The sequence below is a fragment of the Rothia sp. P4278 genome (genome assembly GCF_048512945.1).
GTDB lineage: Bacteria > Actinomycetota > Actinomycetes > Actinomycetales > Micrococcaceae > Rothia.
In genome coordinates this window covers 1-10,276 of record NZ_JBLXXU010000008.1, presented here as the reverse complement: position 1 = coordinate 10,276, position 10,276 = coordinate 1, and the positions used below count along the sequence as shown (strand labels likewise).

General features: G+C 45.3%; 11 protein-coding genes. 7 read left to right on the top strand and 4 right to left on the bottom strand.

Annotated features, from left to right (window positions below; genetic code table 11):
• A partial coding sequence (locus ACN085_RS10505; protein ID WP_419111505.1) for a hypothetical protein occupies nucleotides 1–405 on the top strand: 405 nt, incomplete at its 5' end.
• On the opposite strand, the gene ACN085_RS10500 is transcribed toward ACN085_RS10505, so the two are convergent.
• Nucleotides 397–1,020 carry a recombinase family protein gene (locus ACN085_RS10500; RefSeq protein ID WP_419111504.1) on the bottom strand — a complete coding sequence of 208 codons (624 nt, stop codon included), beginning with the start codon at nucleotides 1,018–1,020 and terminating at the stop codon, nucleotides 397–399. The two genes, ACN085_RS10505 and ACN085_RS10500, sit on opposite strands and share 9 nt — an antisense overlap.
• A gap of 258 nt (nucleotides 1,021–1,278) precedes the next feature.
• On the opposite strand from ACN085_RS10500, the gene ACN085_RS10495 reads away from it, so the two are divergent.
• From ACN085_RS10495 to ACN085_RS10485, 3 genes are all read left to right on the top strand, one after another.
• Complete coding sequence (locus tag ACN085_RS10495) at nucleotides 1,279–2,358, top strand: HesA/MoeB/ThiF family protein (RefSeq protein WP_419111503.1); 1,080 nt, start codon at nucleotides 1,279–1,281, stop codon at nucleotides 2,356–2,358.
• A complete protein-coding gene (locus tag ACN085_RS10490) occupies nucleotides 2,348–3,370 on the top strand; it encodes an AAA family ATPase (protein WP_419111502.1) in 1,023 nt (340 codons plus the stop codon). Before ACN085_RS10495 ends, ACN085_RS10490 begins: the two co-directional genes overlap by 11 nt.
• Nucleotides 3,371–3,590: 220 nt before the next feature.
• Nucleotides 3,591–4,757, top strand: coding sequence for an MFS transporter (locus ACN085_RS10485; RefSeq protein ID WP_419111501.1), 1,167 nt, complete (start codon nucleotides 3,591–3,593; stop codon nucleotides 4,755–4,757).
• Nucleotides 4,758–5,505: 748 nt separating this feature from the next.
• On the opposite strand, the gene ACN085_RS10480 is transcribed toward ACN085_RS10485, so the two are convergent.
• Nucleotides 5,506–5,874 carry a hypothetical protein gene (locus ACN085_RS10480; RefSeq protein WP_419111500.1) on the bottom strand — a complete coding sequence of 123 codons (369 nt, stop codon included), beginning with the start codon at nucleotides 5,872–5,874 and terminating at the stop codon, nucleotides 5,506–5,508.
• A gap of 113 nt (nucleotides 5,875–5,987) precedes the next feature.
• Here ACN085_RS10480 and ACN085_RS10475 point away from each other — a divergent pair, with 113 nt between their 5' ends.
• Nucleotides 5,988–6,596, top strand: coding sequence for an AAA family ATPase (locus tag ACN085_RS10475; protein WP_419111499.1), 609 nt, complete (start codon nucleotides 5,988–5,990; stop codon nucleotides 6,594–6,596).
• An 86-nt stretch (nucleotides 6,597–6,682) separates the two neighbouring features.
• Entirely contained in the window at nucleotides 6,683–6,931 is a 249-nt protein-coding gene (locus ACN085_RS10470; RefSeq protein WP_419111498.1) for a hypothetical protein, read from the top strand.
• Nucleotides 6,932–7,400: 469 nt separating this feature from the next.
• Here ACN085_RS10470 and ACN085_RS10465 read toward each other — a convergent pair whose 3' ends face one another.
• Both ACN085_RS10465 and ACN085_RS10460 read right to left on the bottom strand, forming a co-directional pair.
• Nucleotides 7,401–8,390: a hypothetical protein gene (locus ACN085_RS10465; RefSeq protein ID WP_419111497.1), complete on the bottom strand. Its 990-nt coding sequence runs from the start codon at nucleotides 8,388–8,390 to the stop codon at nucleotides 7,401–7,403.
• 212 nt (nucleotides 8,391–8,602) lie between these two features.
• Nucleotides 8,603–9,535 carry a hypothetical protein gene (locus ACN085_RS10460; RefSeq protein ID WP_419111496.1) on the bottom strand — a complete coding sequence of 311 codons (933 nt, stop codon included), beginning with the start codon at nucleotides 9,533–9,535 and terminating at the stop codon, nucleotides 8,603–8,605.
• A 459-nt stretch (nucleotides 9,536–9,994) separates the two neighbouring features.
• Between ACN085_RS10460 and ACN085_RS10455 the strand changes: the two genes are divergently transcribed.
• Nucleotides 9,995–10,276: hypothetical protein (locus ACN085_RS10455; protein ID WP_419111495.1), on the top strand; the 282-nt coding region annotated here is incomplete at its 3' end.

The window sequence follows — 10,276 nt, the reverse complement described above, 5'->3', positions numbered from 1 at the left end:
AGAGCAAAAGCAGCAATCGCAAGGGCACAAGATAAACAACGCAGAACAGAGCTAGATGTCACCCGATCCGTAGAAGCACGTATCTCACGGCTCATTGCCGAGAAACGAGAACTGCAAGAACAACTCCTAGCACGTAGGGACTACGAAGAGATCAAGCAGACCTTGGAAGAGACTAATCGGTTTGCTATCGAGCAGAGTATGCAGTTCAAGCAGATGATGGATCAGATGCAGGATAGGCTCCTACGGCTACAGCATGTAAAGCGGTTGGAAGGTGCTGTCCTCAATGATTATTTGTATTTCGCTAGGTACTACTATCGGAAGAAGCCACGGGAGTTGTGGGATTTTTCTGATAGCTCCAGGTTGCAGCGGGTACGCAAAATACAGGAGAGAAGAAAACTAGGGTGATTCTGAGGCGCTCAGAGAGGACTCCAGGGAACGAACTACCGTGGATACCCCCACCCCGAAAAAGGAAGCCAGCTCCCGCAGGCTCCACACCCGCCCGGTCTGCGGGTTAACCTCCGAACGCATCCGCACCAACTGTCCCCTCTGGGCAGCAGATAACTTTGCAGGGCGACCCGGCCCGGCCCCTTTCTTGCCCCCGTTCTTTGCTTTCATGGCAGCAAGTCCTGCTCTGGTGCGCTCTGAGATCAGGTTGGATTCCATCTCTGCTAGTGAAGCGATGATGTGGAACATCATTTTTCCTACCGGGGTGCTGGTGTCGATTCCTTCGGTTAGAGAGTGGAAGTGGATGTTGTGCGCTTCGAGATGTTCAAGGAGCTGGCAGAGGCCTTTGACGTTGCGGCCTAGGCGGTCGAGTTTCCAGACCATGAGGGTATCTCCTGGGCGGAGGGCTTTGAGACAGGCTGTGAGTTGTGGGCGTGCCATGGTACGGCCTGTGACCCCGGTGTCTGAGTAGATTTGGTAGCAGCCTGCTTGGGTGAGGGCTTGGTGTTGGAGTTCGGGGGATTGGTCTGTGGTGGAGACTCGGGCGTAGCCGATGGTGGTGTGGTTGGTGGTCATGGTTTGAGGGTATCGAAAAGGGCTCCCTGGCGTGTTTGCTGGGGAGCCTTTTCGGTGCAGGTTTTCGGTATGGGTTTTTCGGGCGTGTTGGTTGCTCTTTATTCCCGTACCGAAACCGTCCTTTTTGCCTTCTGGTGGGGCAGTTATCTGACCGGATGAAGAAATATTACGTAATAAATCTCTCAAAATTTGAGCAATTAAAAGTGAAGGATATAGATTATAATCTACGCAACCAAACGTTTAAGATGGAGATTTGAGTTGAAGAAACTTATTACTAACGAATCATTACTTATCGCCAGCTCAAAAGAGGGTTTGGTTGTGTCGGTAAATGGAAAGGATCATATCACCCTTTCGGGAGATGTGTCTATTTTCTTATCAGCCTTGAAGTACGCAGATGGAAATAATAGCTATGAAGATATAATCAACATTCTATCAATGGATGGTTTTGAACTGAATGAGTCGACTGAAGTTTTAAAATTTGCCATCGACGAAAACATCCTAAAGGAGAATGACTATTGGTCACTAAGAAATGCTGAGTACTCCTTGGATTTGTATAGTTATGAAAAGTGGGATAGGCAAATAAGAAACTTTATGAGTTTGCCTGGAATCGATGCTAAAGATGCTATATCATTCCAACAAAAAATTCAGGACTCACACGTCTGCATATTGGGAGTGGGTGGAGTCGGAAGTTACTTGTCATTGTCTTTCTCCATGATGGGTGTAGGAAATATTTCTATTATTGATTTTGATTCAATCGAGCTAAGCAATACATCTCGCCAAGTGCTTTATACAGAAAAAGAGATTGGGCTTAATAAAATTGATGTAGCGAAAACGGAAATTATCAAGCACAACCCCCGCACAAAAGTTGCAGCAGTTAATAAACAAATTAAAAAAGATGTAGATTTAGTCGATGCTCTCGAAGAAATCTATACTGAATTTGAGTCATACCCAGATTTGTTGTTAGTTGCAGCAGATACGCCGAGGGATTCGATCAATTTCATTGTAGATGAGGTTTGTTCAAAGCTAAATATCTCACATTTTAATCTGGGGCCAACTGGATTTCATCAAATTATGATTGGGCCACTATGCATACCTGGAAAGACACGTTCATACACTGAATTAATTGGTGACAATAAAGTAACACTTGCAACCCCAGATATCGAGAATATCAACAAAAGGATGACTCCAAATATTATGGACTCTTTTAATGCTTTGGCGGCTAAATCCGGAGCCATTGAAGCCATTAAACACTTGACCGGATATTGCGAACCTGCCATCATTGAAAAATTCATCATATTAGATACATTTGATTGGAGTGTTAATATTCATGAATTCTAATCATGATCTAATTACTTTAATCAGTGAATCCCGCAACTTATATGATGCACTCAATACTATCGGATCAACTGATCAGTATGATATTTCGCTGAAATCTTTTTCTCGTCATAGAAATATTGATGACCGTTCCAAACTTGTTACAGCAATAGCTTCAGCAAAAGATGAAAACGATTTTCTAAAAAACCTTTTGGAGATGGATGCTGATATATCAAGAGCTATCCGTCCCAAAACAGCCATGGGCCAGTTTTCGAAAAAATTCAGAATAGATTCTTCACTAAAGAATTACGGGAACTTTATCCCGATAGATAAAGAATATTCTGATGATAATAGGGAAGCAGAAATAAATGAAATACAAATTATCCTGAATAAAAGAAGTAAGAATAATTTAATTATTTGTGCTGAATCAGGTACGGGAAAGACTTACCTGGTAGAAAAATATGCGAACACAGATTTGTGCACTACAAGGATATTTTCAATAGATTTGCCAAAAATTATTTCTGGCACAAAATACCGTGGTGAGCTCGAATCCAAAATAATAGATATTTTTGATAAATCCATTGAAAATAATTTCACTCTATTTATGGATGAGATACATATGCTAGGGAATACGGGATCTGCTGAAGGAGGAACTAACCTTCTTGATACCTTAAAACCGTATCTAACTAACCCAAATTTTAGGATGATTGGCGCCACCACACCTACAGAACTAAGTTATATCACCGCAGACTCAGCTTTTTCTCGCAGGTTCTCAGTCATGAGACTAAAGAATCTCTCAAAAGATCAGCTATATAGTATCTTTGTAAATTTTATAGAATCTTCTGATATTTTGGATGCTTCAAGTTTATCTAGATTCCAAAAAATTTTAGACTTTCTTGATAATAAAATAGATAATGTAAATTATCCAGAAAAACTCATTGATTTTCTTGAATACTACGAATCATATTCAAAACTATTTTCTGGTAAATCAGATGTTACAATATTTAATAAATATATTGACCATAGATTTGAATAAATTTTCTTTATCAATCAGATAAAGAATTAACTACGATTAAACTGAGAGGAGGTAAAGTCATGACTTCCATGACCGTAGCAAAGACTAGCCCTGCAGTAGCAGTTTCCTGCCGCATCATCGCAGCATATAAGTAACTTTTATATAGTTATTTCATGAGATAACATGTGTGCCCTCTTTAGCTAAGTTGAAGAGGGCGCACTCCTTTAATAGATAGGTATTTATGATTAAATTATTTCCATACCTTACTTCAAACTTTTTGATGAACTTTGGTAGGGTAATACCGCAGGCAATTTTAACCCCTATTCTGCTTGAAAAGGGACTAGATTTCTCCCAAATAGTAATCGTTCAAATAGCTTTTACCATCACTATTCTTTTATTCGAGTTTCCCAGCGGCATACTAGCTGATATTTTTTCCAAAGCAAAAGTTTATATTTTTTCTGTATTTCTTTTATCAATATCGTATGCAGTAGTTTTATTATCTTCTGGTATTCAAATGATGATTGTTGCGTGGGTTCTGTACGGAATTTCAGCAGCTGGTCAAAGTTCTACGATGGATCTTTATTTTGCTGAGAAGCTTCGAAATGATGAATCTAATCTTAAGAGATTCTATAGCATAGATCAAAACACACTTTTAATTAGTAGCATAATTTCTTCAATTGTTGGCAGCTTCCTTTATGGGATAGTCGGAATTAATATTTATAAATTATCTATAATAGCAATTATACTGAGTGTTGTTAATGCATTAATTTTCTTCCCTAAAGATTCATTTAAGACGAAAAACTATGCTAAAACCACTAATCCATTAAAAGATATACTGAAAGGTGTATATGGCTCCCTTGAAAATTGGCAAATAAAGATTGCTGTAATTTTAATAATCATAACTGATATTGCAATTACTGCATTTTTCAATGTTTGGCAGATGATCCTTATTAATGCTGATTTCAGCCCCTCTTATTTCGGCATTATTTTTATCGCGTTACAGCTAGCAAATATTGTATCGAATATTATTTTTTCTAAAATTAAATCAGGTAACTATATATATTATTGTTGTTTATCTGGGATTGTTATTGTTGCTGCTATGCTGCTTCTTTTCGATAATATATTATTGCTTATTCCTCTCTTCTTTCTGCCTTTATTCCTATTCATCTATGTAGCTTTCTTGCACACTCGTCTCCAAAAGTTGATGCCCGAGCATTTGATGTCTTCGATTGGTTCAGCTACCGGCACTCTGAGTGCGTTACTGAGCCTTGCCACATTAGGTTTTATATCTTTGACATTGCAAAGTTTTTCGCCCAGTACAGTCCTTTCATTTTCACTTCTAATTTTTTGTGCTACTTCATTTACATTTATTTTGTCGGCTAGACTAAGGAGGGAAGTTAATATTTAGTTTTCTATATACAATTTTCTCGCTATTGGGTTGAACCTTATTGTATGTGGTTTCTAATATATTTCCCTCAGTCGCGCATTAAGTATATTTTGCTTGCAAATAATATTTAATGCAATTCCCGAGTAAATCCATAGTCTATTTTTTACCCTAATAGAAAAATATCCCTGCAAAGTGCTGAAATACTTGAAAAATTCACTGTCAAAATAACTCAATGAACCCTGTTTCCTGGTGGTTTATGGGACACTCATTTCAGTATGGAATTGGTGTTTATAAAGGAAAGTAAATTTTCTGGGAAGCACAAGCGTGCGGGTTTTAATCATCAGTTGATCTGCAAACTTGACAGTAAAATATTGGTTGTCGCCGATCTTTTGCGGGGTAGCAGAGAAGATTTGGAATAAGCATCAATATTGTAAGAGTTAATAAAAGAAGAAAACAGGAGAGACAACAGCCGTATATTTTCCCTGGGGCTCTGATTTCTTCATTTGAGAAAATACGATAATTTTACTTGAAAATCCTCTATAAGCTGATCCCCGGCCCTTTCGGCGCCCTAACATCCCGCGCACCCTGTCGCTCCTCACCCCTTACAGCCCTCGCCACACGCTGCTCCCGCTCCCCGGATTCTCCAACAAACGCACCGAGCCACCACCACCACAGAATCCGTCAAATCAACCCGACCAGCCACTACACTGGCCTTCGACCCCCAGCACCCGCACAGACTTCCCCGCCTTCCCAAATTTCGCTTGGGCATTCACCCGCACCTGCCCAAAATCAGGGTGACTGATTTTCCCTGCCCATCCACACTCACCGACACACCACTAACCCCACCTTCAGATAGCACGCCCAGCACACACTCAGCCGCCTGAACCTTGTTCAACCACATGTACAAATCTGCTCGCACATCAGCGGACTGGTTCTCCATCACCCACACATCCCGATCATCAACTACCGGCACGCTCTGAGCCCGCGTCAGATCCTGCTGTACAGAGGGGCAGTTGGTGCGGATGCGTTCGGAGGTCAATCCGCAGGTAGGGCGGGTGTGGAGTCTGCGGGAGCTGGCTAATTTTTCCGGGGTGAGCTGGTTGGTTGGTTCTTGAACCAGTCTTGCACCAGGACTCATACTTCCGCCCTAGTACTAGAGACTTTTACGTACCACTTACTGACGCTAAATATTTATATAAACCACATACACAGTGATACGGTTATACATATAACCATACTGAAGGATGGCCCATGATTATCACCATTGCCACAACCAAAGGCGGAACAGCAAAAACCACCACAGCCATGCTTCTAGCAGAGGCAGCCGGACGCGCCGGACACAGCGCCCTGGTCATTGATGCAGACCCCCAGGGCTCAGCAACCCAATGGAAGGAAGTAGCCGAAGAAAACGGAGAGCCCATCCGCCGATACACCGTCACCCCCGTAAACCGGGTAATGCTCTCACGTACCCTTGCTAAGGTGACCGAAGAATGGATCTTCATTGATACCCCACCGGGTGACCCTGCCGTTATCAATGAGGCTATAGACCTAGCTGATTTCGCAATTATCCCCTCGCCTGTTGCCCCCGAGGACTTCAACCGCGCGGTACGAACTCTTGCCGCCACAGGCGATACCCCAGCGGCCCTCTTTCTATGCCACTGGGATAAGCGAGCTACTAAGACCTATGAAGCTGTCAAAGAAGCTACTAAGGCCCAAGACTTGCCCGTTTTCAGCTCAGAAGTCCCTAACAAACAACAGATACAGAATTTTTGGTTTGCTGACACATACAACGGAGACTTAGGCGGGTATCAAGACCTCTTTACTGAGCTGTCTAATACCCTTAAGGCCCTAGAGGCATAAAACCGCATTGCCGTATACATGTATATATGGTCATACATAAAGACATATATACGTATATATGGTTTTAGAAAGGAAAACTACTAGTCATGAATGATTTAGCTAAGAAATTGGCAACAGCTGCTACCAAGAAAGGTCGCAGTGGGGGAGATGTTGCACGGACTGAGACCGCGTTTCGCAAACCGGTAAGCACCCGCAAGTTTACATTCAACATTGATGAGGGTGTTTATCAGCAGTTGCGTAAGCAGGCTTTTGAGCAGGAGCGGGATATGACAGCTATTATCAATGAAATCTTGGGGGCAGCTTTCGATGAGAAGCACCATGGAAGTTCCATTTAGTCCCCCAAAGTTCCAGGCAATAAGATATGCTTTGTATGTACAAAAAAGCGGGGCACCGCCTCAGAACCGCCAAGTACTGAGGTGATGCCCCTAGCGTAGGGAATGGCTATCGTGCTACTAGCTGTTGATAGCTTTCCAGAGTTCGGCAGTAGCCCGTAGAAGTTTCGCAGCAGGCCCTAACCATTTGCGAGCTTCGCGGGCTATTTTCATACCCTTGCTCTTGCTCATACGCTCACCTCCTCGTTTGGTCTCTCTCAGCGGCGAGTTCGATAATTAGCGGTCCGCTGGGAGCCGTAGAGAAGGCATACACCTATCTTATCTGCCTTCTTAAGGCTTAAATTCTTCCTGAGAACTATTTTTACTGTCCGGTAAAAAGTACTCATTGCAAGTAACCGTTACAGATTTAGTTACTTTTTGTCAGAGCTGGCTACTTTCAGCGTTTCCTACCCCGTTATTTTGCTGTGTAGTTCTATGCCCCTACCATCTGTGCCTGCTCAGGATACAACCGCGCAGCCTCCACAGCCCCATAACGGCCCTTAACCTTCAAATACTCACGCATCAACCGCACCTGCTCCAAACCACGAACAGGCACCACCCGAGGCCTACTCAACTCCCGCACAACATGCCGCTGCTGCTCAACCAACCGCTCACGCTCCACCCTAGCCTGCTCACGCTGAACCCGCGTAGGCGAAGGAGGCAAAACACCATCAGCACCCTTCCACGCATTAACCCTCAAATGCAACCACGCCAAAACCGAACGCATACCACCAGCCCCACGACTCTGATACACCTCACCCTCAGGGCTTTGCTCCAAAGCAACCAAAACATCTTTAAGACACCAACCAGCAGCAAAAATCTTCCTCATATGCCCCACCAAAAGCACAGTAGGAACCTTCCGCAGATCCAAGACCTCTTCTTTCAGCCGCTGAGTAGCCTTCCAACGGTCAGAAGCAGACTCAACCACCGCGGTCAGAGAAAATTTTTGGTTGTTGTCCTTTAAGGACTTAACAGATTTCTTAAAAGTTTTTAAGGGGTGGACATTTTTACCTACAGGAACCAACAAAGTGTAGATGGGTGCTTCGTTCGCTCGGGTGGAAGAGTAGGTGGCGGACTTGCCCGACCGTACTAGGGCAAGGAGCCTGTGACGGATAAGGTCATGGACGTAGCGTTGGACTGTTTTGGTGCAGATGCCCAGGTGGGAAGCTATCTCGTGGTAGGTGAATTGGGCGGTGTATTCGCTCAGGCGGTAGCGGTAGCTGATGTAGTCGATGATTTTTTGGGCTGTTTTTGCTTTGGTTGCAGAAAGATGGGTCAGGTATTTTTGGGCGGTGTATCTGCGCCAGGGTAGGGCGTTGTGGGGGGATTGGGTGCCTGCGGGTCGGGCTTTGAGTAATTCAAAGGGTGTGGCGTTGGCCCGGGGTCTTGTATTTGACCGGAGGTAAACTGATACACTAAACATCAGAGAAACCTCCTTGTGTGTTTATGTAGCATGGTTGTTTCCTCACCGGATGTCAATCGATCTTGGCGGAACGTGACATCCCATATTCTTAGTCGAAGCCCCTCCTGCAAAGAGGGGCTTCACTTATTTAAAAAGTTTGCTGGTATTTACTGTACTTGATGAACCCCCACGAGTACGAGAACCCAGACACACCAGAGAACCCCCACCACAGGCTACTTCCCCTTGAAAAAGGCCGAACCACCACCCAACACCTCAGCACGCACCCGAGCGACTTCCTGTGCTGCACGAGCCCGCTCCATCTTCGCCACGCACTCCCAATCCTCAGCATGCTTCTGCCACTTAGTCACCAAAGACTCCAGCTCAGCGACACGCTCACGCATCTTCATCACCTCACCGGCAGCACTAAAAGACCGACCCCGCGCCTGAACCTCATGCTCCTGTACCCGCGCAATAGTTGCATACGCCTGCTCTAACTGCCCCTGCTGCTCACTAACTGTTTTCTCTAGCTTTTTGACCTGGGCACGGAGTTGCTCAACTTCCCCGGCAACCTCACGCTTAGCCTTACGCACTTCCCTGCCAATAGCTACTGCGCGCTCATACTCGGCGTGCTGGCGGGCTGAGTGAACCCAGGCGGCTAGCTCTTCAAAGGCCCCTAAAACCTGGGCATATTGCACAAATTCCTGCGGGCTGATCCCGCTGGTAACCGGAATTTTTGCGCTTTCCCCACCAACAAACCCGTACTCAGCCCTTGCTAACTGGGTCAGGGTTTTACCCAGGATCTTGGCGATTTGGGCGCGTTCTTCACGCGGTATTTTCCGGTCGTTGAGGCAGTAGCCAAGTTCTCGGGTCAGTTCAGGGATGACGGTAGCTGGTTCAGAGCGGAGGAAGTCTTTGAGTTCTTTTTTGCCAAGTTTCAGGGTTCGGTGGACCGGTCGTGGTTTGGGTTCTGGGGTGAGGGGTTGGGCGTATATCAGGCGTAGGGGGCTCTTGGTTTCGTGGGCGTATTTGCGGTGGGCTGCGGCGTATTTTCGGCAGGTATCGGTGCAGTAGATTGGTGGTCGTCCGGGGCCTTTTTCGTAGTAGAAGGTGGTGTTGCAGTAGGGGCAGGTGCGGGTTTCTGTGGTGGGGTGTGGGGTGGTTTTCATGGGTTTTATTGCATTTCGTCATGACGATATAGCAGAGAGTGAAAAATGGGATACCACTTCCTGGCTTATTGGATGCAAGAGGTGTGACGAGAAAACCAGCCACTAGAACGAGCTGGGGGCTTCCAGAATGAGGGGTTTATTGGCCTGGGCGTGACTGTCGCATTTGCGACAGTTGAACACAGGATTTTTCATGGTTAGAAGTGAGACACCCTCATGGAATAGGGACGAGCTCTACAGAGAGCTAGGGCAACGCAGAAGACATAGCAGCAGTAAAGAAAACCAGGCCCATGATGGATGCAGAACCAGCCAGCAGCAACTAGACCCACACACTTACCCATCAGCTCTGACCCGATTTATAGGAACTTTTTTCTCACACACGTGTGGCATTGAAATGCACCACCGCCACATCCGTGGCGGTTAACGACTTACCCACCTGCACCTAGCAACCTAAGACAAGGCATGAAACACAACCAGACCATCACCTATCGCCTCTGCCCAGTGTGTGCCAGCACCTTACCCACACAAGCATCAAGCAAACGTATCTATTGCACTGAACGCTGTTCCAAGAACGCGCGTGCGCGCAAATCCCGCAACAAGCCCATAGCTAACCCCGCAGCTACACCCGAAGAAGTCGAAACCCTACTAGCCACCATTGCCGAGCTTCAACACCGCAATCAGAAATACGAACGACTCATCACCAGACTCCGCACGCTCCTACGTAAGCACCGTGCCCAATCAGCC

What these genes read in the sequence shown, in the direction of transcription:
- ACN085_RS10490 (WP_419111502.1), top strand. Translation starts at nt 2,348, where the DNA reads ATGAATTCTAATCATGATCTAATTACTTTAATCAGTGAATCCCGCAAC.
- ACN085_RS10465 (WP_419111497.1), bottom strand. Translation starts at nt 8,390, where the DNA reads ATGTTTAGTGTATCAGTTTACCTCCGGTCAAATACAAGACCCCGGGCC.
- ACN085_RS10460 (WP_419111496.1), bottom strand. Translation starts at nt 9,535, where the DNA reads ATGAAAACCACCCCACACCCCACCACAGAAACCCGCACCTGCCCCTAC.
- ACN085_RS10475 (WP_419111499.1), top strand. Translation starts at nt 5,988, where the DNA reads ATGATTATCACCATTGCCACAACCAAAGGCGGAACAGCAAAAACCACC.
- ACN085_RS10485 (WP_419111501.1), top strand. Translation starts at nt 3,591, where the DNA reads ATGATTAAATTATTTCCATACCTTACTTCAAACTTTTTGATGAACTTT.
- ACN085_RS10480 (WP_419111500.1), bottom strand. Translation starts at nt 5,874, where the DNA reads ATGAGTCCTGGTGCAAGACTGGTTCAAGAACCAACCAACCAGCTCACC.
- ACN085_RS10470 (WP_419111498.1), top strand. Translation starts at nt 6,683, where the DNA reads ATGAATGATTTAGCTAAGAAATTGGCAACAGCTGCTACCAAGAAAGGT.
- ACN085_RS10500 (WP_419111504.1), bottom strand. Translation starts at nt 1,020, where the DNA reads ATGACCACCAACCACACCACCATCGGCTACGCCCGAGTCTCCACCACA.